The sequence below is a fragment of the Amycolatopsis taiwanensis DSM 45107 genome, from assembly GCF_000519205.1.
In the GTDB taxonomy this organism is placed as follows: Bacteria; Actinomycetota; Actinomycetes; order Mycobacteriales; family Pseudonocardiaceae; genus Amycolatopsis_E; species Amycolatopsis_E taiwanensis.
Window position 1 is genome coordinate 230,298 of the sequence record NZ_JAFB01000016.1, and the last position, 22,343, is coordinate 252,640.

The following is a 22,343-nucleotide window of genomic DNA, read 5'->3' on the forward strand; positions in this document are numbered from 1 at the left end:
AATGCCCGGTTGATCATGGACGAGCAAAGCTGACTGGTCAGCGAACGGTCATCACGACCAGTGGCGCGTTCGGGGCCCCCGCGGCCTCGATGGCCGCCGGCAGCTCGTCGAGTGCGAAGGTGGTGCGGCGGATGCGGCCGAAGTCGAGCAGCCCGGCCGCGGCGAGATCGAGCACCTCGGACACCGCCTTCGGCGGGTACATGTAGTTACCGATGATCTCGTGCCCGGACAGCATCAGCTCGTTGTAGTCGATGGGCAGCGGCACGCGCATGCTGCCCATCAGCACTAGCCGTCCGCCCCGCCGCAGGCTGCCCAGCGTGGCGAGCGTGCCGTTGGCGTCTCCGGCGCGGCCGACCATGTCGAGGGCACAGTGCGCCCCGCCACCGGCCGCGGCCCGCAGCGCCGCCGTGTCCCGCTCGATCGAACCGGTCATCGGCACCGCGGTGACCCGCGGCCACGAGCCGAGTTCGGCCAGCTTGCCGGGGTTGCGGCCGGCGGCCACCACCCGGGCACCCATCGCGGTCGCGACCAGCACGGCCGCCGAGCCGAACGCACCCGTCGCGCCGTGGATGACCACGGTCTCGCCGGGAGCGAGCCGGGCGCGCAGCAGGCCGCCGTAGGGCACGACTGCCCGGGAAACCGGCGCGATCTCCTCTGCCGACATGTGGTCCAGATCAGCTGGGATGACGGTCAACGCCGAGGCCGGCACCAGCTGCTTCTCGGCGAGCGTCCCGTCCGGCCAGGCCGCCAGCATCTCCGCAGCCTCCGGCGCCGCGGTCAGTCCCTGCAGGATCTGCGGCGGCTCCGGGCTGTTCTCCGCCGCGACCACGTGCGGGGAGATCACCACCCGCTGCCCCGGCCGCAGCGTCCACACGTCCGGTCCGACGGCCTCGACCACCCCCACGCCGTTTCCGCCGGGGGTGAACGGCTTGGGCGGCATGAGGTAGCCCAGTTCTCCCGACACGTAGGCGCCGAGGTAGCTCAGCAGCGAACTGGCCTCCATCCGAACCCTCACCGCCCCGGGCCGGACCTCCGGGTCGCCCACCTCGTCGAGGTGCAGGGCACCGGGCCCGTCGAGTCGCCATGCCTTCATTCGTTCCTCCTGTTTGCTCCGACCCCCACGCTAGGAGCGCATCGGCCATGCGACAAACGAGAAACACGCAGAGGTGGTATGCATTAATGTCATGGACTTCCAGGACGTGTCGCTGGTCGGGCTCCGGGTCTTCCGGGAGGTCGCCGAACGCGGCACACTGACCGCCGCGGCCGCCGCGCTCGGCTACACGCAGTCGGCCGTGTCGAGACAGATCGCCGCGCTGGAGCGGTCGGCCCGGACCCCGCTGCTGGAACGGCGCCGCGACGGAGTGCGCCTGACCTCCGCGGGCCGGATCGTGCTCCGGCGGGCGGTCACGATCACCGCCGAGGTCGACGCGACCGCGCGAGAACTGACCGGCCTGCCGGCCGAAACGGGAGCCGTGCGCCTGGGTGCGTACGCCAGCGCGGGCGCGGTCCTGGTGCCCCGCGTGCTCGCGGCATTTCGCCGGACGCACCCCGGCATCAAGGTCACCACCCGGGAAGCGGGCACTCCGGTGCTCGTCCGGGCGCTACGCGCCGGCAACCTGGATCTGGCGCTGCTGGCCGCCGAGCCGCCGTTCCGGCCGCCGGACACCGAGACACCGCCGCTGCACCTGGAAATCCTGGCCGAGCGGAGCCTGTGCGTCGCGGTACCGGCAACCCACCCGCTGGCCGGCCGCGATTTCATCGAATTCGCCGATCTGTCCGGACAGCGGTGGATCGGTAGCCGGCCCGCGGGCGACGACCGGTCGATGGGCGTGTGGCCGGGCCTGGCCGGCCGCCCCGAAATCGTGCACGTGGCCCGCGACTGGCTGGCGAAGCTGAACCTGGTCGCCGCGGGGTGCGGGGTGACGACCGTGCCGGTGTCCCTGGCCGGTGCCGCGCCCGCGGGGGTCCGCATTCTGCCCGTCCGCGGTGGGCCGCAGGAGAAGCGGCGGATCATGCTGGCGCGGATGCCACATCAGCCCACGGAATCGGCAATGCGGCTTGCCGAGGCACTCCGCTCCGCAGTCGTCGAGACCTCCTCGCCGGTGTCCGCAACCTAATCCGCTCTGTCCCTCAAAGTTCTTCGCACTAAATGGGGATCGTCGGCGGGAGGTCAGATTCCGATGGGGACCGCGTTGATGGTGTAGGTGAAGTCGGGGTACCGATCGGTCATCTCCTGTTGTTGCCGCTCAGCCTCGTCGCGGGTGAGGAACGCGCCAATGGCATAGGTGTCTCCAGCGCGCTGCTGGTTGTGCCGGGCGGTGAGGACGTGGATGTAGCGGTAGCGGAAGCGGTCCTCGGCGGGGAGGTTGCCGGTGGTGCGGATGGCGTCGACGAGTTCGTCGACGGTGGCCATGGGGGTGCCGAGCCCGCCAGTCACGCCGTCGAGCGGGGTCTGCGCCCACCGAGGCTTGGGCGGAGGCGACCAAGAGGCGCTGCCGCCTGAGGGATCGGCGAAGTAGCTGGGCTCGCCGAGGTCGTGGTCCTCATGCCAACCGACGGCTCGGGCGACGATGTAGTCGAACCCGCCCTCGGCCGTCTCCAGGACGAAGTAACGGTATCCCTGGTCGAACTTGTCGCCCGCAGGGTCGTGGGAGCCGGCTTCGGGGGTTTCAGCCTGGACCCGGACCTGCTCGGCCGGGGTGGCGCAGCGGATCCGCAGCCCTCGGTAGTGGCTGCGGACCTTCATGACGTCGACCGGCTTGAACAGCACGTCGACGCGGGTCCGGTCGGCGCTGCCGTCGCTGCGCAGCAGGAGCTGGCTGTGGCTGGGGGTGTAGTCGTACCACCGGAATGTTCGGTCAGAGCTGTAGAGCTCAGTGCCAGGGCTGAGCTGGTCGCTGCTGCTGAGCCAGGCATGCGCGATCACAGTGCAGATCGTGCAGGACGCCGGCGAGACGGATGGGATGTGGGCCGCGTAAGCACGGCCCAGACGCCGTCGAGGAATTAGGGATGCGGTCGAGACCACGATGAGGGTAAGGTCCTCCGCCATGAAGTGACGGCACGACCTTGAGCACACTGATCCACATGACGCTGTCCGAGCTCCTGCTCCGGCGTCCATGTGGTGTTCTCACCATCCACTTCACCTGAACGGATATCTATGACCGACGAGATGTTCCTCGCTCACGTCACTGACCGGTTGGCCGCCCTGCCGGCCGTGCACGCCGTCACCCTCGGCGGATCGCGCGCTCAGGGCACCCACACCCCGGACAGCGACTGGGACTTCGCCATCTACTACCGGGGCGGCTTCGACCCCGCGGACCTGCGCGCCGTCGGCTGGGACGGCGAGGTCTCCGAGATCGGCGGCTGGGGCGGTGGTGTTTTCAACGGCGGAGCCTGGCTCACGATCGATGGCCGGCAGGTGGACGTCCACTACCGCGACCTCGACGTCGTCGAACACGAATTCGCCGAGGCCCAGCGGGGCCGCTTCCACTGGGAGCCATTGATGTTCCACCTCGCGGGCATCCCCAGCTACCTCGTGGTCGCCGAACTCGCCGTCAACGAGAAGCTGCACGGCTCTCTGCCCCGCCCTGCCTACCCGGATGCGCTGCGCGAAGCGGCTCCGCCGTGGTGGCGCGACCGGGCAACCCTGACACTGCACTACGCCCAGCGGGCCTACGCCCCGCGCGGGCAGGCCACCGAGGTCGCGGGCGCGCTGGCCACCGCCGCCATGCAGACGGCACACGCGGTGCTGGCGGCCCGCGGTGAATGGGTCACCAACGAGAAACGGCTGTTGCAGCGGGCGGATCTGCGTGGCATCGACGCGATCATGGCCGGGCTGAGGCCGGAGCCCGAGGCTCTCCGCCGGGCGATCGCCGAGGCGGAAGAGCTGTTCCAGGCCACGGCCTGATCGAACGAGGTGGGTGGGGTGGCACTTTGCGCCCCACCCACCACCTTCGTGTCACTCCGTGTGTTGACTGCGCCGCGGACCCAGACCTGAAATCCCCGGAACCGACCGTCCGGCCACCCCGAGCCCGGTTCGGTCACCCGCGAACACGGGACCGGGAGCACCGGGCCACACCGAGCGGCGAACCGCGCCGCGAATGCCGTCCGCACCGACGAGCACTTCAGCTCGCAGCACCCTGTCCAGCATCCGGTAAGTGACGGTCACCGCGCGAGGGACCCTGGTCACCTCCGCTCCCGCGCACGACATCGGCCGGCAGGTGTTTCGCCGATCTCGAAACCAGGGGCACGCTGAACCCAGACGTATCGCCTCGGAACCCCGGAATACCCCACCGGGTATGTCTGTTACGGTAAGAAATATACCCCCTGGGGTACAGGAAGGAGGCCGTGTTCATGTTCTTCGTCGAAACCTTGAGGCTGGAGGGCCTGGGTAACCGCAGCTACCTGGCCGGCGGACCCAACGCCGCGGTCGTGGTGGACCCACCGCGGGACATCGACCAGGTCATCGCGGCGGCCGCGCGCAAGGGCGTGCGCATCGCCTACGTCGCCGAAACCCACGTGCACAACGACTACATCACCGGCGGCCTGGAACTGGCGCGCCTCACCGGTGCCCGCTACCTGGTCCCGGCCGGGGCGTCGGTGTCGTATGCCCGAGTGCCGGTCTCCGACGGCGACATCGTCGAAGTGGACGAGCACCTGGCGCTGCGGGCGGTGGCCACTCCCGGCCACACACCGCACCACACCTCCTATGTCCTCGAAGAGGACGGACGGGGCGTGGCGGTGTTCACCGGTGGCTCGCTGCTGATCGGCACGGTGGGCCGGCCGGACCTGGTCGAGCCGCGACTGACCGAGCAACTGGCCCGCGCCCAGTACGAGTCGGCGCATCGCCTGGCGGACGAGCTGGACGACGAGGTGGCAGTGCTGCCCACGCACGGCTTCGGCAGCTTCTGCGCCAGCTCGCAGGCCCAAGGTGAGACGACCACGATCGGCCTCGAACGCAAGAGCAACGAGGCGCTGACCAAGAACATGGACGCGTTCGTCGCCGAACTGCTCGCCGGCCTGGACGACATTCCGGCGTACTACGCGCAGATGGGGCCGGCCAACGCCGCCGGTCCGGCGCCGGTGGATCTCACCCCGCCGCAGCCGGCGGACGCGGAGGAGATCGCCGCCCGCCTGGCGGCCGGGGAATGGGTCGTGGACCTGCGCAACCGGATCGCGTTCGCCGAGGGACACGTGGCCGGATCGCTCAACTTCGAGGTCGAGGGACAGCTGGCGACCTACCTGGCGTGGCTGATCCCGTGGGGCAAGCCCGTGACGCTGCTCGCCGAGACGCCCGAGCAGCTCGCCGACGCCCAGCGGGAGCTGGTCCGGGTGGGCATCGACCGCCCGGCGGCCGCGGCGACCGGCGACCCGCGATCCTGGGTCCGCGAGGGTGAGCAGCCGGCTTCCTTCCCGCGTGCCCGCTTCGCCGATCTCGCCGCCGCGCGGGAACGTGGCGAGGACTTCGTCGTCCTCGACGTGCGGCGGGATTCCGAACGCGCGAACGGCGCGGTCGCCGGCTCGGTGCACATTCCGATCCACCAACTGCATCGCCGGCTCGGTGAAGTGCCTTCCGGAGTGGTGTGGGTGCACTGCGCGGGTGGGATGCGCGCGGCGATCGCCGCCTCCTTGCTGGACGCGTCCGGTCGCAAGGTCGTCGCGATCGACGACGGTTTCACCGCCGCCGCGGATGCCGGGCTCCCCCTCATCCGGCCCGACGGCACGGCGTGAGCACGTTGATCGTGGCTCAGGGCGTCGCCGAGTTCATGCTCGGCGACGCCCCTCGGCCGGGAAAGCGGTCAGGCCAGGGACAGGAAGAGCTTCTCCAGGCGAGCCCGCATCTGTTCCCGGTCCCCGTCGGCGGCCAGATCCGCATCGGTGAGGCAGTGCTGCAGGCCGGTCGCGATGATCGCGAAACCCGCCCGGTCCAACGCCCGGGAGGCCGCGGCCAGCTGCGTGACCACGTCCTCGCAGTCGCGGCCCTCCTCGATCATCTTGATCACCCCAGCGATCTGCCCTTGCGCCCGGCGCAACCGGTTGACCACCGTCTTCAGTTCCTCGGCCGCCATCGACAGCTCCACGGCCCACTCCCTTCTGTGTTATTCAAGACGCGCGATCGACGAACGCGTCTACGGACCGTGACCTGGCAACACACACTCGGCCAAACCAGTCCGGCGGCCCGCAGCCGCGTTCGCGAAGCCTCCGGCGGCGCGTCTTCCACTCACCAAAGCACGAACACGGACTTTTGAACGCTCTCCTTCAATACCCCTACGGGTATACTATACCCGTTCCCGGCAGCCGTTCGGGAACCAAGTGATCCAAGGAAAGAAACGCTTGAGCACCATGAGCACCATGACTCCGGAACAAGCCCACGCACGCCTGCACGAGTTCACCGTCATCGATGTGCGCACCGCCGCCGAATACGCGGCCGGACGCGTGCCCGGCGCCAAGAACATTCCCCTGGACCAGCTCGATCAGGCACTGCCCGCCCTGAAGAGCGCGGCCAAGCGCGCCGAGCTGATCATCGTCTGCGCCTCCGGCGCCCGCGCCGCCCGAGCCCAGAAGATCCTCACCGCGCACGGCGTCGGCGCCGTGCTCCTCACTGGCGGGACCAACGCCTGGCAGCAAGGCGGCTACGAACTCGAACGCACCGAAGGCACTCGTCCGCCGTGGGCCATGGAACGCCAGGTCCGGCTCACCGCCGGATCCCTCGTCCTGACCGGGCTGCTCGCCGGACTGCGCTGGCCCTTGGCCCGCTTCCTGTCCGCGGGAGTCGCCGGCGGCCTGGTCTTCTCCGCCCTTACCAACACCTGCGGCATGGCCCGCCTGCTCGCCAAGCTCCCCTTCAACCGGGCCAGGACCTGCGACCTGAACACCACCCTCACCAAGCTGTCCGACTGACCCTCGCCATTCCGACGATCTCCGGCCTGCCGAAGCTTGCGGAGTGCTAGTGTCGGGCGAAGTTGGGGGATCGGCCGGTTGGGTGCTTGTTCCCCCGTCGGACCGACTGGTTGTGAGGGGAACAACTCGTATGTCCTATCCGCCGCAGCCTGGCCAACCAGGGCATTCCGGGGGCCAATATCCGAATGCGAATCCGGGTCAGTGGGGTCCGTCCGGTGGCGGGTACCCCGGTGCAGGCGGCCCGCCGCAGTTCGGGCAAACATGGCCGACGCCGGGCCAGCAGTCGCCCGGCGCCTACCCGGGGATGCCCGGCGGTATGCCGCCGAAGCGGAAAACGGGGCTGATCGTCGGCATCGCTCTCGCCGCCGTGGTGGTCGTCGGCGGGGGCATCACCGCGGCCGTGCTGCTGACCAGCGGTAAGGGTGACACGCAGCAGGCCGCACCGCCGTCGACGGAGGCCGGCCAGCCCGCACCCGGGAGTACCGCAGCCAGCAGCCCTCGGAGCACCTCGCCTTCCTCGGGTTCGGGTTCGAAGGCATTCGGCCAACCGACCCCGGAGGCGTTGCAACAGAAGATCATCGACATGTACACCACGCACAATGCGCAGAAGATGTCTGAGATCTTGTGCAGCACCCCGTCCCCGGAAATGATCCAGCAAGTGCAGCAGACGCTCGACACTTTCCCGCCCGATGGGACTTATTCGCCGGCAAAGCCCCCCGAGATCGATGCCCCGAACGCCAAGGGCACACTCACGATCCACGTAGAGGGCAACGGGAAGTCCGGTGAAACGTCGGTACCGATCATGCGGGTCGGCGTCAACTGGTGCGCGGAGGACTGAGCCGGCCCGGGGCCGCGGGACTCGGACGCGAGGAACCATCCTTGGGTAACCGGGGCGAAGTTCGTGCCACGAACTGAGAGCTACCCTTGACGCGTGGCAAAACATGGTGATCAGATCGGAGTGGTCGGCGCGCTGGTTCGTTCCGCATTCCTGGTGGACGCCGTCTACACCGGGTCGGCCCGGGAGTACGGCATCACCCAGCAACAGGGACAGTTGCTGTGCGTACTGATGGCGCGGCCATACGGAATGGGTGAACTGGGGACGGCACTGGGACTGGCCAAATCGAGCCTGACCGGCCTGGTTGACCGCACCGAGCGCAACGGCTTGGTCCGGCGGATGTCGGACCCACAGGACACGCGGGCCGTGCGCGTCACGCTCACACCGCGCGGCCGCAAGCTTGTCGACGATTTCTACGCCGAAACCTGCCGACGGATCGATGAGTTGGCGGCGGGCCTCGACGCCACCGAGCGGGACACGCTCGCCGGCCTGCTCGGTCGCGTCGTGGTCGACAACAAGGTGCCGATGGTCTTCCTGGACACGGACGAGGGTGTCGCGGATCACCGAGATTAGCGCGAAGTTCCCCGCGGGAAACGAGTTTAAGTTCGTGTCACGAACTAGTATCCGTTCGTGACACGAACTTCAACCGTCTCTCACGGGGGTGTGGAAGGCAGAGCCTTGTCCATATCCGGCCCCCGCGACTCCCGCGACGACGCTGCCCGCCGTCGCCGGAATCCACAGGGCTACTCAGGCATGGTGCAGCGATCGCCAAGCCTGCTCGGGGAAGGCGGTCGTGGTGTCGCCCAGCATGAGCGCGCGATACGTGGCGGTGGCGGCTTCTTCGAGGTTCATCGCGCGCCGGAAGGCCATGCCGACGTCTTCGCCGAGCGCCGAGCAACCGTGGTTGCCCATGATGACGCAGTTGTGGGTCTTCGCCTCCTCAGCGGCGGTGTCGGCCAGTTCGTCGGAGCCGTTAGGGTAGAAGTCGGTGCGGCCGACCGACTTCACGTAGTAGGCATGGTCCAAAGTGAACAGTCGGATCGGGTGGCCGAGCGCGTCGACCAGTACGGCGTGCTGCGGGTGGATGTGGATTATGGAATTGACGTCTTCGCGGACTCGGTAGCCGCGCTGGTGCAGCTTCCACTCGCTGGAGGGCTTCGGGTTCCCGCCGACGATCTCGCCGTCGAGGTTCATCGTGGTGAAGTCCTGCGGTCGCAACCGGTCCAGCCACGTGCCGGCACCGGTCACCACGAATTCGGCCGACCCCGGCAGCCGCGCGGACAGGTTGCCGCCGCTGGCGAGCACGAGCCCGCGGTCCACGGCCGTCCGGCCGACGTCGATGAGCTGCTCGACGAGTTCATCGACCGTGTTCGCCTCTTGCATTACCCACTTTTCCTCTCCGTGGACGCCTCCGTGACCAGCGCCTTGGCGGTGTCCACATCGGTCACGACCATGTTCATCAGCCCTGTGCGCAGAGCGGTTTCCAATGCGGTCACCTTGTGCGGCCCGAACGAGACCGCAACGCGGTGCGGAATGCCGGCCAGCTTCTCCAGCGGCAGCCCCACCACTCGCTCGTCGACCGCTCCCCCGACGGCGTGTCCGTCGGCGTCGAAGAACCGCGCGGACACGTCGCCGACGGCTCCCGCGCTGACCAAGCGCTTCTGCTCGGTCTTGCCGAGCGAGCCGATCAGGATCCCCGACGTCGGGTCCATCCCACCGACCCCGGCGATCAGCAGGTCGGCGCCCGCCGCCATCCGCATGGTCTCCCGCACCCCCGGGTCTTCCCGGAAGGCGGCGGCGACCGCGGCGGTCTTGGCCACGATCGGTGCGGGCAGGTGGTAGGTACGCGCACCGAACGCGACGCCGAGTTTCAGGGCGAGTTCGTGCGGGTTCATCCCGCGCGAGATCCCGCCCCAGCTCCCGGCCAGCGGCACGAAACCCAGTTGCGGCAACGGATCGGCATGGATGTGCGGGAGGATCGCCGCGACGCTGGAGGACAGTCCGACCGCGACGGTGCCGGTGGTCGGCACGAGCGCCCGCAGGCACTGCGCCCCGACCATCCCGACCGCGTCCCCGGCGCGCTGCTCGTCGGCGAAGCTGGGTGCCACCCACGCCTGTTCAAGGCCGTACTTGCCGACGAGTGCCGTCTCCAGGTCTTCGAACGGTGCTGCGGGGCTGTGGATCCTGATTTCGACGATTCCGGCGCGGCGCGCGTCGGCCAGCAGCCGGGTCACCTTGATCCGGGACAGCCCGAGCAGGTCGCCGATCTCCTGATGCGTCATGCCGTGCTGGTAGTGCAGCCGGGCTACCCGGCCGTGCAGTTCGCGCGAATCCATAGCGAACATCCGTTCTGTCCTGCGATCCGAGGTTCGCTCATCATGCCAGCTCATCCCGTCGCGATCGCGGATCCGGCCCGTGCGCCGGTTCGGCCACGCGACGAGGAGTCCCGGAGCATGAGCGTCAGCAGGACGCCCACCGCGTAGATCGCCGCCAGCAGCCAGGACATCCCGGCCACGCCCAGTGGCCCGAGGAAGACGCGGGCCAGCGCCGGGCCGGCCGCGTTGCTCAGGCCGGCACCGAGGTTCAGGATGGCGACCGCCGCGGCCTTCCGCTCCGGGGCGAGCAGCGGGACGATCGCGCTCAGCGGGACGTACGCCGCCATCGCGAGACCGAGCGCGATGCCGGCGACCATCGCGGCGGCGAAGTTGGCCCCGAAGAAGGCCGGCACGTAGTACATGGCCAGCACGGACAGCACGCAACCCACCCCGCCGAACCACGCGACGACGTTGACCTGGCCGAGCTTGTCGCCCAGGTATCCGGCGAGGAGGTTGCCGATGACGTTGGCGAGCAGCATCGTGCCCCAGATGGTCTGCCATTGGGACAACGAGAACCCGATGTCGTTGACCATGTGCGAGGCGAGGAACACCGGATAGGCGTAGAAGCAGAGGGTGTTGATGATGCGGACGATCCCGCCGATGCCGACCTTCGGATAGGTCCGGACCACGGTCAGCCCGCGCACGAGGAGTTTGAGGTTGGACGACGCGCCGGCCACCCTGGCGGCCTTGGCGGTACGCACACCGAACAGCACGATCAGCCCGCCCGCGACGACGAAGGCCAGCGACAGCCACAGCGTCGCGAGGGAACCCACCACCGGGATGACCGCGCCCGCGAAGTAGGAACTCACCACGCCCAGCCCGGCGGTCGAAGCGAACCAGTACCAGCCGACGGCCCGCCCGATCACGGCCTTCGGCGTGTCCATCGTCACCCAGACCAGAAAGCCGTAGGAGAACAGCGGATAGCCGAGCCCGCGGACGCCGTAGGACACCAGCATGATCTCGTAGTTGCCCGCGCCGACGCCCAGCGCGAGGAAAACCACCTCGAACACCGCCCAGATGCCGAACCCGAGCAGCATCACCCGCCGGGGCCCCCACGCCTCGGCGAGCGCGCCCGCCAGCCAGGCGGCCACGGCGACGACGATGCCGTACGCGCTCACGAGAGTCGCCACATCCGCCGTGTCGAAACCGAGGGATTCCAGGTACGGCCCGAGGAAGCCGAGTTCGATCCCGTCGCCGACCATGAACAGCAAGACGCCGAGATAGCCCCAGGCGAGCGGTCGTACGATCCCCTGCCGCGCGAGCAGCCCGGCGAACCCGGCCTCCCGTCGGTCAACTTCTGCGGTCATGGACAACTCTCCTTTGAGTCAGCGTGAACAATTGTTCATCACTGTGCACTTCAGATCGGTAGGTTCACCCCGGGAGGGCCCACCTGTCAAGCGCGCGGCCGGTGTTTGACGACCCACATACCCGCGTCGTAGATTGCGAACGATAGAACACGACACTGAACTAATGTTCAACGGAGAACGCGATGACTGACCTCCCGGTGATCGTGGGGATAGACGCCGGCACCACCGCGGTCAAAGCGACCGTGCTGACCACCGACGGGCGGCAGCTGTCCACCGCCCGGGAATCGGTGCGGGTGGCCCACCCGCGGCGCGATCGGGCCGAGCAGTCAATGCACGAGGTGTGGCAAGCGGTCGCGGCCACCGTGCGTGCCGCGCTGGCCGACGCGGGAGAGATCGAGGTCGCGGTGGTGGGCGTCACCGGCCAGGGCGACGGCGCCTGGTTGCTCGACGAGCACCACGACCCGGTCGGCCCGGCGGTGCTGTGGCTCGACGGGCGGGCCGCCGACCGCGTCCGCACCTGGGAGGCCGACGGCCGCGCCGAACTCCTCCGGCGAACGACGGGCTCGGTGCTGTTCCCCGGCGCGCTCCCGGTTCTCCTCGAAGAACTCGAGGCCGGCGATCCCGGCCTGCTGGCCCGCGCCCGGCACCAGGCCAACTGCAAGGACTGGATCCGGTTGCGGCTGACCGGGGTGCTGGAAACCGACTCCTCCGAGGCATCCCGCACCTATCTGGACGTCGCGACCGGCGAGTACTCGCTCGAACTCGTGGAAAGACTCGGGCACCAGCGCTTCGTCCACCTGCTGCCGCCGATCGCCCGGGCTTGGGCACACCGGCCGCTGAGATCCGAGGCAGCCGCCGAACTCGGGCTGCCCGCCGGGATACCGGTGGTCACCGGGCTCGTGGACACCGCCGCCGCGGGGGTCGGGCTCGCGATCGCCGATCCCGGCCAGAGCTACGCGATCATCGGGACGACGGCCTTTCTGGGCACGGTGCACGCCAGTGCTGCCGACCGGCGGACCGACGCGGGCATCACGATCGCCACCGGCCTCGACGGTGCGGTGCTGGAATGCCTGGCCCCGATGAGCGGCACACCCAACCTCGAATGGGCGCGCACGGTCGCGGGCCGTGCTTCGGCGTCCTGGCACGAGATCGAGGCCGAAGCCCGCACCGTCGGGCCGGGCGCCGGTGGCGTTCTCTACCTGCCCTACGGCGCGGAATCCGGGGAACGGGCGCCCTTTTCGGACGTGCACGCCTCCGCCGGCTGGCTGGGCCTGTCCACCGCGACCACCGCGGCCCAACTGCTGCGCGCGGTCTACGAAGGACTCGCGCTGAGCCTGCGGGAATGCCGGGAAGCCTTGGCTGTCAAGGGAAACATCCGGCTTTGCGGTGGCGCCGCGGCCAGCAGCCTGCTCTGCCAGGTCCTCGCCGACGTGACCGGCTGCACGATCGAACGTGCCACGGCCGACGAACTCGGCGCTCGCGGCGTCGGCGCGGTGGGCCTGGCCGCGCTGGCCTCGTCGCCCGATGTCGCCGGTGCTGCCGCCCGGCTACTCGGCGAACTCGACGTGTTCGAACCGGACCCGGCCGCGGCCGCCTTCCATGACCGGCAGTACGCCACCTTCCTCGCCATCCGCGACTCCGTCCGGCCGCACTGGCCGGAGCTGCGGACCCTGCGGCAGGCGCCGGCCAGCCACACCGATAACGAACAGGAGCCGCACGACGGATAAGCCCCCAGGTGTCAACCCGCGGCAATCACGGTGACCACAGAGCGCGCCTCTGTCTTGCTATCGGGGCGGCGGGCGCTCTCATCGCAAACCTGACTAAATCCCTAAGCAGCGCCCCGTCGACACGATCGCGGTCGCGCGCAAACTCGCGAAGGAAACAGCATGACCTCAACCAGGCCACGGGTGCTCATTACCGCGGCATTCGACCAGGGCGTTGCCGACGAACTGGCGGGCGAATTCGACCTGACAGTAACCCCTCCGTCGGCAACCGGGCGCTCGCTGGCCGACGCCGGACTGGACCATGAACTCGCTGAGGCCGAGGCCATCGTTTGCGAACTCGACCGGCTTGACGAACGATCGCTCGACATCGCGGCCAACCTGGGCTTCGCCGTCTCCTGTCGGGCCGCACCGGTGAACATCGACCTCGACGCGTGCACCCGCCGCGGTATTCCCGTCGCCACCACCCCGGGCCGCAACGCCGACGTCACCGCGGACCTCACCTTCTCGCTGCTGCTTTCCGTGCTGCGCAACACTTCCCGCGCGGAAGCGTGGCTGCGCTCGGGAGCCTGGCGCACCGACGACGTGTTCGAGCCCTACCGCGCCTTCCGCGGGCTGAGCCTCAACGGCCGCACCCTCGGCATCCTCGGCGGCGGCGCCGTTGGCAAACGGGTACTTCAGCGGGCGCGGGCGTTCGGCATGAACGTTCTCGTGTACGACCCTTACCTACCTGCCGACGCCTTCGGTGACGAAGCGAAGATCGTGCCGCTCGAAGAGCTTCTCGCCGCGTCCGATGTGGTCACCGTCCATGTGCCGCTGGCTGAATCGACAGTGGGGCTGATCGGCGCGAAGGAAATCGCCGCGATGCGGCCCGGGGCCTACCTGATCAACGCCGGCCGTGCCGCGATCGTGGCGGAGCAGCCGCTGATCGACGCCCTCCGGAGTGGACATCTCGCGGGCGCCGGACTGGACGTGTTCTGGACCGAGCCGCTCCCACCGGACCACCCGTTGCTGGAGCTGCCGACGGTGACGCTCACCCCACACATCGGCGGGGCATCCGACGACGTGATCGTCGTCCACTCCCGGCTCGCCGCCGACGCGCTGCGCGCCTGGCACGCGGGCGGGCAGCCCGCCGCGCTCGCCAACGCCGCGGCCCTGACGCCGAACGCCTGACGGGCTGGCGGCACGTGCAGCGTCCGCCTATACTGAATCACGTAGGTAGATCATGATTCAGTCCGGTTGAGGGGGTGACCATGACAACCAACGCTGGTGCGCTGTTCGAGCGCGCCCGCATTGCCGCGGGTCTCAGCCAGCGCGCCCTTGCGGACGCGACCGGCATCTCTCAGCCCACCTTGTCTCGGATCATCTCCGGGAGCCGGGTGGCGAAGATGCCGGAAGTCGTGGCGATCGCGTGGGCAACCGGGTATACCGTGGCCCAGCTCACCGGGGTGGGGACGGTGGCCGACCGAGTGCAGTGCGCGGCGCGAGCCACCAACGACTCCGGCATGGACCGCATGCGCGAGGCGCTGCTGCATTTCCTGGACCTGGACGACTACCTGGACGATCAAGCCGTCCCCGCCACAGTCTGACGCGGGGGGAGACGTTGAACGCCGAAGCCGAGGGACGTACTGCGGCCGCGCGTTTCCGCCGGGAACATCGCCTGGGCGTGCAGCCGTTGGGCGACCTCGTGGCGGTAATCGAGCAGGCGACCGGGATCGACGTAGCGGTACTCGACGCAGGCCCGGATGAACACGGCCTAACGATGCGAGACCCGGCACGCAACGCCGTGTTCATCGGCATCGCGCGCACCCGGAACCCGATGCGGCAACGCAGCACGCTCGCCCACGAACTCGGCCACGTACTGTTCGAGGACTGGGCGGACAGCGATGCCGGCAACTGGAGCGACCGGACCCCGGCGGAGATTCGAGCCGACGCCTTCGCCAGGCATCTGCTCGTGCCGGGCGAGGGCTTGCATGAGTTCCTCGGCCACCGGGAATCCGTGACCCAATCCATGCTCTCCGAGGTCGTTCAACGATTCCTGGTATCACCCCAAGTTGCCGCAATCGCGCTGCATCAGGCCCATTACCTCGACGACGACACCAAGTACGAATGGATGGCGCTGACCGCGCCGAAATTGGCCGCCCGATTCGGATGGAGCGACCAGTACCACGCGCTGCAGGCCGACTCCGACCGACGGCGGGCGCCGCAACGGTTGCTCGCCCGCGCGATCAAGGGATACGCGGAGGGGGTGCTACCCGCACAGGCCATCGCCACCTTGCGCGGCATCCCCCTGGCGGCCGCTGAGGCAGACCTGCGCGAGGCAGGCGTCGTGCCCGCCGAGCGGCCGGTTGAGTGGGCCGATGCCGCCGACCTACCGGACGTGCACGTGGATCTGGCAGCCTTGGACGAGGACCTCAACGCTCCGGATGACGACGGTCAGCGCGCGGCGGAGAGAGACGCGGAATGAGCCACCGGCCGATCATCGACGCCGGCCCCGGCCTGAACTTCCTCTCCATCAACAAGGAACGCCTCCTCATCGGTGTCCTGGGACCGCTCAGCACCCCGGAGGCCGTGCAGAACGAGGTGTTCCGCAAGGCCCGGCAGGATCAACGCTTCCGCGCCGCCGCCACGGCCTGGCGAAAGCCAGCACCTCGCTGGATGGAGATACTCTCCGACGACCAGACTCCCGAACTTGCAACTGTCGTCCACCGGATCACCCGACAACCCGTGGCAGAACGCCTGCGACACCCGAAAGATCTGGGCGAGACCATGGTCATCGCGCACGCGGTCGTCGCTGCCGAATCAGGCGCGACAGTGATCGTGCTCATCGATGACGGGCCAGGGGTACGGACCGCCACATCGGAGATCAACCGGCTCACGCTGCTCCGGGCCAAAGATCGCGCTGTGGGATCGATCAGGCTGGTGAGCACGCTGACAGTCCTGGAACGCGCGGCAGGCGGGCAACACATTCCGGACCGGGCCGCGATGCACGTCTACGAACGACTGCGTGGCCTCGATGACGGCCTACCGCCAATCGAGGCAACCAAGCTCCTGTCACCTGCCCACTGGTCCTGAGATATCAGAGTAGAACTGTCTGTCCAATGTGGACGTTGTCGAATGGCTCGCTACGGGAGACGGGGGAAGACCTTCGCCCGGTAGAAGTCGATCGCCTCGCGCGGGTCGTGCTGGGGGAAGTGCATGATCGGCGTGACACCGGCGTCGAGGAACCGTCGGACCGTGCGGATGTGCACGTCTGGGTCGGTGCCGGTGGTCCAGTTGGCGACAACGGTCGCCAGCGGTACCCGGCTCGCCTTCTGCTGGATGGTCACCGGGTTCGGCTCGTCGTCCGACGGCGCCGCGATGAAGCGCCACAGCTCTGCGGCGCGGTCGATCTGCTGCTGGTCGCCGACCACGGCGAAGACCTCGGCCCACTTGGGCATCGCGTCCGGGTTCTTGCCCGCCGCCCTGGCGCCATCGTCGAAGGCGGCCCGCAGCTTCGGGTCGAACACCAGCTCGTACTGGGTGATCCAGCCGTCGCCGTGCTGCCCGGCGAGCCGGGCGCTCTTCGGGCCGGCCGCGGCGACGTAGACCGGTGGCGGCCGCTCGGGTAGATCGTAGAGCTTGAGCTGGTCGGTTTGGAAATAGCGGCCGGCGAAGGACAGCCGCTGCCCCGTCCACAGCTGCCGGATGAGGGTGATCGCCTCGACGAGCCTGTCGTGCCTCTCGGCGTAACGCCCCCAGTGCCCCGTGCCGGCCAGTTCGTTGAGCGCCTCGCCCGTGCCGACACCGAGGTACACGCGGCCCGGTGAGAGCAGGGCCAGCGACGCGAAAGCTTGAGCGACGTTCGACGGGTGGTGCCGGTAGGTGGGACAAGTGACACCGGTGCCGAAGTGCATGCGGTGGGTGCGCTCGCCGATCAGTGCCAGCGTCAGCCACGGGAACATCGAATGGCCCTGGTCGTCCTGCCAGGGTTGCAGGTGGTCGCTGGCCCAGACGGGGCCGAACCCGGCCTGCTCGGCCTGCTCCGCGAACCCCACCAGTTGCGGCGTGCGGAACTGCTCGTGGCTGAGAGCGAGGCCCACTCCGGTTTCGCGTCCCGGAGGCTCTGACCCAGCGGTGTTGCCGCGGGCCTCCGGGGTGCCGAGTGCGGCGGCGAGCCCCGCGGCCGCGGTGCCGAACTGCCTTCGCGAGAGCCCTGCTGCCGACCGATGTGGGTTGCCATCCATCGCGGTCACCTCCACGGACCGGCTACCCGGCACGCCGACCCGCAAGCGCCGTCGATCTTCCCGTGGCCTTCCGGTCACTATGTGTGCCGGGTTGGCCACGAATCCCACGGCGCGGAAAAGAAAAGAATCGGCACGGGAGTGAGATTTCGGGGCACAACGGGGAACCCTGTGTGCTGGCAGACCAGGTGCGGCCATTCGAGGAGAGTGAGCCATGTCCGTGATGGACAAGATCAAGAACATGATGAAAGGTCACTCGGAGGAGGCGGAGAAGGCCGTCGACAAAGGCGCGGAGTACCTGAACGAAAAGACACACGGCAAGTACGAGAGCGAGATCGATGCCGCCCGGGACGAGGCCAAGAAGGAGTTCGGCGGAGACCAGCCGCCGCCCCCACCGCCCCCGGGCCAGGAACCACCCCCGCCGCAGCCGCCGCCCCAGCAGTGAGGCTGAGGCCACGGAGCCCACGCCTGTCCGTGGCCCTTGGCTGACTGGTGGTCAGCCGCGAGCGCGAGACTGCCGCTTCCAGAGCCGGTACTGCTCGGGCAGGCACACCGCACAGGGCCGGTATCCGGCCGCTCGCGCGGTGCCTTCGTCGGCGAAGAACACTCGGTGCGCCACGTAGCCACCGCGGGCGATCGCGCGCAACGCCGAGGGGCAGTCGAGCCGCCCGTAGATCCGGTAGCGCCGGTGGCCGCCCAGCGTGCCCGCCACTTCGCTCCGGTACGGCCGCCCATCCGCGCCGGCCAAGGTGTATGCGTCGGCCATGGTCAGGTCGCGTCGTGGAACACCAAACCGAGCGTGTGCCGCCGCCCGGACCGCACCACGGAGACGCCGTGCCTGACCGGTGAAGCCGACCAGCCCCGCACCGAGCGCACCGGCCGGTCCCGGGTGGTGAACACGAGCCCGTGCCCCTGCGGGAGCAGGGTCGCGGTGCCTCGCGATTGCGCCCGGGGACGCTGTTCCACCAGCAGGAACTCTCCTCCCGTGTGATCCACTCCGGGAGCGTTCAGGTTGATCACTACCTGCAGTGGGAACACCTTCTCCCCATAGAGATCCCGGTGCAGCGCATTCCACCCTCCCGGCTCGTAGCGCAGCAGGATCGGGGTGGGACGGGTCTGGCCGGCGGCATGGCACACCTCAAGCCACTCGTCCAGGGTGTCGGGCCACTCGGCCGCACGGCCGAGCTTGCGGTGCCAGTCGCGGGCGATCGGCAGCAGCCGCGGGTACAGGGCCTGCCGCAGCGCCGCCACCGGCTCGGGAAACGGTTCGGCGAAATACCGGTAGTCGCCGTTGTCGCCGAACCGATGCCGCCGCAGGTTGATCTCCGCGCGAAAGAGTTCCCGGCGTTCCCACAGCGCGACGATACGGCCGCACTCGGCCGGCGTGAGCAACTGCGGCAACAGGGCACAGCCGTAGTCGTCGACCTCGGTGGCGACGGCGTCCCAGTCCGCACTCGCCACCCGCTCGGCGAAGCGGTCCGGCTCGGTTACCGCGCTGGTGGTCTTCGTGGTCATCGTGTCTCCTCCAGAGTAAGCACACCCGGTAGACGCGCGACTCGACGAGAACGTGAGATGCCGTAAGGCATCAGCACCCGAACTACGCGGCCGGCGCGCGGCCGGGCTGCCGGGTTGCTGGTCGGTGTTTCCGGAGAGTTCGGAGAATTTCGGGACGCCCACCGCACCTTTTTTGTTGGTTTATGGGAATATCACCGGCATGTGGAATCGACGTGGAACACGCACAGTAGGCGTCGCGTCGACCGCGTCCATACTCGTCACCTATTCGAGTGACGTTTGTTGCGTCCGCCATCCCACGCAATACCCATCGTCTAAATTTTCCGAAGGACAATAGTGTCAGTCTCAACGGACTACGACAGTAAGAGCGACACCGAACTCATCTCGGAGGTCCGCTCAGGAACTCTCGACGCCTACGGCACCCTCTACCAGCGACACGTCCACGCCGCCCATAACCTCGCGCGCCAACTCACCCGCTCCCCGGCCGAGGCCGACGACCTCGTGGCCGAGGCGTTCGCGAAGGTGCTGGACGCGCTCCGCGGCGGCAAAGGCCCCGAAGACGGATTCCGCGCCTACCTGCTCACCACGCTGCGCCACAACGCCTACCGGCGTGGCCGGCGAGCCCAACGCGTCGACCTGTCCGCCGACATGACCGTGGTGAGCGGCGCGACCGGCGCCGCCGCGGAAGCCTTGACCGTGCCATTCACCGACACCGCGGTGGAAGGTCTGGAACGCTCGATGGCCGCGCGAGCGTTCGCACGACTGCCGGAACGATGGCAGACCGTGCTGTGGCATACCGTGATCGAGCAGCAGAAGCCCGCCGAGGTCGCACCAATCCTCGGGTTGAAAGCCAACGGGGTCTCCGCGCTCGCCTTCCGTGCCCGCGAAGCGCTGCGGCAGGAATACCTCCGGATGCATCTGGCCGAGATCTCCGACGCGCAGTGCCGGGGCGTTATGGACCGGCTCGGCGCGTGGGTTCGTGAAGGGCTGCGAAAACGCGAACGCGCACAGGTCGAGTTGCACCTCGACGAATGCGAGCGGTGTGCTGCGCTCGCGATGGAACTGAGGGATGTCAACGAAACCCTGCGCGTTGTGGTCGCGCCCATCGTGCTCGGCGGCGCAGCGGTCGGTTACCTCGCAGCGACCGCGGCGGGCGCCGCCACCACCGGCGCGGCGGCCGCGGGCGCGGGTGGCGCGGCGGGTGCCGCGTCGAGTGTGCCGCGCCAGATGCTGAGTGTCGGCGTCGGTGGCACGGCCATCGCCGCGGCCATCGTGCTGGCGCTCACCGTGACCGGCGGGCAGGACATCCCCACCGCGTCGGCGCCGGCGGCGGTGCCCGACTCGACCACACCCGAGCCCCCGGTTCAGCCGCCGCAGTCCACATCGGCACCCGGTCAGACCACGCCCCAGCCACCACCGGCGCCACCGGTGACACCGGGCCCGGGGCCCGCGGCCTCGCACATCACGGCGTTCGCCGTCGCCGACGAGGTGGAGCTGGAGCCGGGCGGCGGGCCGGCCGTCCTGCCGGTCAAGGTCCGCAACGACGGCGGCGCGATGTCCGGCCCGGTCACCGCGACCCTGAAGCTGCCGCCCGGTATCCGCGCCGTCGGACCCGGCGGTGGCAGCGGGACGGCCGCCGGCTACGGCACGTTCGCGGCCGCCGCTGCCGACGCCGGCTCCGCATCGGATGTGGACTGCCCCGCGGGTACCGGCACCGTCTCCTGCACCACCCTGCGCGGGCTACAGCCAGGCGAATCCGCCACGTTGACGTTCCGGCTCATCGCCGGGCCGGACGCGCAGCCGGGCACGGTGGCGGCATCGGTCAACGCGGGAACGAGCAATCCGATCGCACTCGTCGTGCCGGTGCGCGTCGCGGCCAAGCCGGATGCGGTGCAGCTCGCCGTTGACGCCGACTGGCTCGGGTCGCCACATCTGCCGAGCCCCGGCGTGGTGAACATCGACGTCCGCAACACCGGCCCGAACGCCAAACCGGCCACCATCACCTTCGATCGGGCGGTCCACGGGCTCGACAGCTCCGGCCCGGTCACGTGCACCGCCCGGCGGGACGGCACCACCTGCACCACCCCGCCGCTCGCGCCGGGCGAGTCGCTGCACCTGACGTTGTGGATCTACGTGGACCTTCTCGACTGGGACATGCGGGTTACCGCGACGCTCGGCACCGCTGAGGCTTCGAAACGGGTCGAATACGGATGTTCAAATCTGCCGTTGTGTCCCATGTGGGAACCGTCGTCCCAACCCGCACCCGCGGTGCGACCAACGAACTAGTGCCGCGTCACGCAACGTTGGGTAGGTAATCTGGGCGGCGGATCTTCGAGCCGACTGCGAAGTGACGTTTCGGGTGGCAATGCCGGTTGCGCCACCGGAGATAGCCGGCGATGGCGGCTTCCTGGGCGGCATGGGAGGGGTAGTCGCTGCCATCGAGGGCGAAGTAGCGCAGCGCGGTGAATTCGCACTCGACCCAGTTCAGCCAGGACGCGTTGCTCGGTGTGTAGACCAGCTCGATCCCGTGGTCGGTGCACCAGGCGGTGACCTCGGCTTTGCCGTGGGGTTTGTAGTTGTCGCAGATCAGATAGAGCTTCCCGGTGGGGAAGCGGCGGCGGAGTTGTTTGCAGAAGTCGAGGAACTGCGGCCAGCGTTTGCGGTCACGGAATCGGTAGAACACCTGACCCGAGGTGAGATCGAGCGCGGCGAACATCTGCCGGATACCGGCGTGACGGTTGTATGTGGCGCGCAGGCGTGCCGGCTGGCCGCGGCGGAACCAGCCGTGGCCAGGGCGGGGTTGCAGGTTCAACGGCCCGAACTCGTCGACACAGATCACCCGCCCGTCGACGGGTGGATGGTCATACAGGTTCAGGATGCGAGCCATCTTGGCGGCGAAGTCCGGGTCGCGGCTGGCCTTCCACGTTTTCGTGCGCTGCCAACTGATGCCGGCCTTGTTCAGGATGCGTCGCGCGGTCTCGGCGGAGACGGCCAGCCGGTGGTGTTCGCGCAGGTAAGCGACGAGTTTGGTGAGGCTCCAGGTGGTGAACGGTTGCCCGAGTTCGCAGGGAGCGCTGCGGGCGATGCGGCAGAGGAGTTCGCGGGCGGCCGGACCGAATTTAGCTGGTCGACCGCCGCTCCATTTTGGGTCCAATGCCGCGAACCCCTGCTGGTTGAACGCGTGGATCACCTCCCGCACGTAGTTCTCGGTCGCGGCGAACATGACTGCGATCTCACCGGCGGACCGGCCCTGCACCGACGCGAGCACGATCCCGGCTCGACGCAACCGAACCCGGTCCCGTGTCGACCTGGTGATCTTCACCAAGCGCTGTGCTTGTTCGGGCTCCAACTCGTGCACAAACACCTCGGGCTGACGAGCCACAGGCACCACCTCCCCCGAGCAGCCTGCCAGGCCCGATCAGCGCGTCGAACTATGGGCCATTACCTCGCCAACCTTCTGAGGCGCGGCA

At 68.9% G+C, this 22,343-nt stretch carries 23 protein-coding genes; 13 read left to right on the forward strand and 10 right to left on the reverse strand.

Translation table 11 applies throughout. The features are described 5' to 3' along the window. Window positions 1–37: 37 nt before the first annotated feature. Window positions 38–1,093: a zinc-binding dehydrogenase gene (locus A3CU_RS0115770; protein ID WP_027943118.1), complete on the reverse strand. Its 1,056-nt coding sequence runs from the start codon at window positions 1,091–1,093 to the stop codon at window positions 38–40. A gap of 91 nt (window positions 1,094–1,184) precedes the next feature. Between A3CU_RS0115770 and A3CU_RS0115775 the strand changes: the two genes are divergently transcribed. Next, window positions 1,185–2,117: a LysR family transcriptional regulator gene (locus A3CU_RS0115775; RefSeq protein ID WP_211246428.1), complete on the forward strand. Its 933-nt coding sequence runs from the start codon at window positions 1,185–1,187 to the stop codon at window positions 2,115–2,117. A 53-nt stretch (window positions 2,118–2,170) separates the two neighbouring features. Here A3CU_RS0115775 and A3CU_RS44980 read toward each other — a convergent pair whose 3' ends face one another. After that, window positions 2,171–3,049, reverse strand: coding sequence for a hypothetical protein (locus A3CU_RS44980; protein WP_156960387.1), 879 nt, complete (start codon window positions 3,047–3,049; stop codon window positions 2,171–2,173). 108 nt (window positions 3,050–3,157) lie between these two features. Between A3CU_RS44980 and A3CU_RS0115785 the strand changes: the two genes are divergently transcribed. Together A3CU_RS0115785 and A3CU_RS0115795 are read left to right on the forward strand one after the other, a co-directional pair. Further along, entirely contained in the window at window positions 3,158–3,907 is a 750-nt protein-coding gene (locus A3CU_RS0115785; RefSeq protein ID WP_043841220.1) for a nucleotidyltransferase domain-containing protein, read from the forward strand. Window positions 3,908–4,353: 446 nt separating this feature from the next. After that, window positions 4,354–5,730, forward strand: a complete 1,377-nt coding sequence (locus A3CU_RS0115795; protein WP_027943122.1) for an MBL fold metallo-hydrolase — start codon at window positions 4,354–4,356, stop codon at window positions 5,728–5,730. A 68-nt stretch (window positions 5,731–5,798) separates the two neighbouring features. Here A3CU_RS0115795 and A3CU_RS0115800 read toward each other — a convergent pair whose 3' ends face one another. Beyond that, a complete protein-coding gene (locus tag A3CU_RS0115800) occupies window positions 5,799–6,068 on the reverse strand; it encodes a metal-sensitive transcriptional regulator (protein WP_211246431.1) in 270 nt (89 codons plus the stop codon). Window positions 6,069–6,351: 283 nt separating this feature from the next. Between A3CU_RS0115800 and A3CU_RS0115805 the strand changes: the two genes are divergently transcribed. The 3 genes from A3CU_RS0115805 to A3CU_RS0115815 all read left to right on the forward strand — a co-directional run bounded on the left by A3CU_RS0115805 (window position 6,352) and on the right by A3CU_RS0115815 (window position 8,308). Then, complete coding sequence (locus tag A3CU_RS0115805; protein WP_245617107.1) at window positions 6,352–6,900, forward strand: rhodanese-like domain-containing protein; 549 nt, start codon at window positions 6,352–6,354, stop codon at window positions 6,898–6,900. Between the two features lie 316 nt (window positions 6,901–7,216). Next, complete coding sequence (locus A3CU_RS49825) at window positions 7,217–7,738, forward strand: flagellar basal body-associated FliL family protein (RefSeq protein WP_052371756.1); 522 nt, start codon at window positions 7,217–7,219, stop codon at window positions 7,736–7,738. 93 nt (window positions 7,739–7,831) lie between these two features. Continuing rightward, the gene (locus tag A3CU_RS0115815; protein ID WP_027943125.1) at window positions 7,832–8,308 is read left to right on the forward strand and encodes a MarR family winged helix-turn-helix transcriptional regulator; all 477 of its coding nucleotides are present in this window, start codon (window positions 7,832–7,834) and stop codon (window positions 8,306–8,308) included. 174 nt (window positions 8,309–8,482) lie between these two features. Here A3CU_RS0115815 and A3CU_RS0115820 read toward each other — a convergent pair whose 3' ends face one another. The 3 genes from A3CU_RS0115820 to A3CU_RS0115830 are packed head-to-tail and all read right to left on the reverse strand — an operon-like array spanning window position 8,483 to window position 11,417. Next, entirely contained in the window at window positions 8,483–9,118 is a 636-nt protein-coding gene (locus A3CU_RS0115820; protein ID WP_027943126.1) for a class II aldolase/adducin family protein, read from the reverse strand. Further along, on the reverse strand, window positions 9,118–10,071 hold the full coding sequence (locus tag A3CU_RS0115825) for a sugar-binding transcriptional regulator (RefSeq protein WP_027943127.1): 954 nt from the start codon (window positions 10,069–10,071) through the stop codon (window positions 9,118–9,120). The genes A3CU_RS0115820 and A3CU_RS0115825 overlap by 1 nt, the downstream gene beginning before the upstream one ends. A gap of 50 nt (window positions 10,072–10,121) precedes the next feature. Continuing rightward, window positions 10,122–11,417 (reverse strand): MFS transporter, encoded by a 1,296-nt coding sequence (locus A3CU_RS0115830; protein WP_052371757.1) that lies wholly within the window; start codon window positions 11,415–11,417, stop codon window positions 10,122–10,124. A 182-nt stretch (window positions 11,418–11,599) separates the two neighbouring features. Here A3CU_RS0115830 and A3CU_RS44990 point away from each other — a divergent pair, with 182 nt between their 5' ends. The 5 genes from A3CU_RS44990 to A3CU_RS0115855 all read left to right on the forward strand — a co-directional run bounded on the left by A3CU_RS44990 (window position 11,600) and on the right by A3CU_RS0115855 (window position 16,213). Continuing rightward, window positions 11,600–13,144, forward strand: coding sequence for an FGGY family carbohydrate kinase (locus tag A3CU_RS44990; RefSeq protein WP_052371758.1), 1,545 nt, complete (start codon window positions 11,600–11,602; stop codon window positions 13,142–13,144). Window positions 13,145–13,303: 159 nt separating this feature from the next. After that, window positions 13,304–14,311 carry an NAD(P)-dependent oxidoreductase gene (locus A3CU_RS0115840; protein WP_084143295.1) on the forward strand — a complete coding sequence of 336 codons (1,008 nt, stop codon included), beginning with the start codon at window positions 13,304–13,306 and terminating at the stop codon, window positions 14,309–14,311. Between the two features lie 80 nt (window positions 14,312–14,391). Then, window positions 14,392–14,727 carry a helix-turn-helix domain-containing protein gene (locus tag A3CU_RS0115845; RefSeq protein WP_027943130.1) on the forward strand — a complete coding sequence of 112 codons (336 nt, stop codon included), beginning with the start codon at window positions 14,392–14,394 and terminating at the stop codon, window positions 14,725–14,727. Between the two features lie 14 nt (window positions 14,728–14,741). Next, complete coding sequence (locus A3CU_RS0115850) at window positions 14,742–15,605, forward strand: ImmA/IrrE family metallo-endopeptidase (RefSeq protein WP_027943131.1); 864 nt, start codon at window positions 14,742–14,744, stop codon at window positions 15,603–15,605. Beyond that, a complete protein-coding gene (locus A3CU_RS0115855; RefSeq protein WP_027943132.1) occupies window positions 15,602–16,213 on the forward strand; it encodes a PIN domain-containing protein in 612 nt (203 codons plus the stop codon). The genes A3CU_RS0115850 and A3CU_RS0115855 overlap by 4 nt, the downstream gene beginning before the upstream one ends. Before the next feature lie 50 nt (window positions 16,214–16,263). Here A3CU_RS0115855 and A3CU_RS0115860 read toward each other — a convergent pair whose 3' ends face one another. Further along, window positions 16,264–17,364: a F420-dependent hydroxymycolic acid dehydrogenase gene (locus A3CU_RS0115860; protein WP_027943133.1), complete on the reverse strand. Its 1,101-nt coding sequence runs from the start codon at window positions 17,362–17,364 to the stop codon at window positions 16,264–16,266. A 211-nt stretch (window positions 17,365–17,575) separates the two neighbouring features. Here A3CU_RS0115860 and A3CU_RS0115865 point away from each other — a divergent pair, with 211 nt between their 5' ends. Then, window positions 17,576–17,806, forward strand: a complete 231-nt coding sequence (locus A3CU_RS0115865) for an antitoxin (protein WP_027943134.1) — start codon at window positions 17,576–17,578, stop codon at window positions 17,804–17,806. Window positions 17,807–17,857: 51 nt separating this feature from the next. On the opposite strand, the gene A3CU_RS0115870 is transcribed toward A3CU_RS0115865, so the two are convergent. Next, window positions 17,858–18,127 (reverse strand): Ada metal-binding domain-containing protein, encoded by a 270-nt coding sequence (locus tag A3CU_RS0115870; protein ID WP_043841221.1) that lies wholly within the window; start codon window positions 18,125–18,127, stop codon window positions 17,858–17,860. Window positions 18,128–18,129: 2 nt separating this feature from the next. Further along, complete coding sequence (locus A3CU_RS0115875) at window positions 18,130–18,876, reverse strand: 2OG-Fe(II) oxygenase (protein ID WP_052371760.1); 747 nt, start codon at window positions 18,874–18,876, stop codon at window positions 18,130–18,132. Between the two features lie 333 nt (window positions 18,877–19,209). Between A3CU_RS0115875 and A3CU_RS44995 the strand changes: the two genes are divergently transcribed. Next, on the forward strand, window positions 19,210–21,159 hold the full coding sequence (locus A3CU_RS44995) for a sigma-70 family RNA polymerase sigma factor (protein ID WP_052371761.1): 1,950 nt from the start codon (window positions 19,210–19,212) through the stop codon (window positions 21,157–21,159). A gap of 7 nt (window positions 21,160–21,166) precedes the next feature. Here A3CU_RS44995 and A3CU_RS0115885 read toward each other — a convergent pair whose 3' ends face one another. Further along, complete coding sequence (locus tag A3CU_RS0115885; RefSeq protein ID WP_027943136.1) at window positions 21,167–22,255, reverse strand: IS630 family transposase; 1,089 nt, start codon at window positions 22,253–22,255, stop codon at window positions 21,167–21,169. Between the last annotated feature and the right edge of the window lie 88 nt (window positions 22,256–22,343).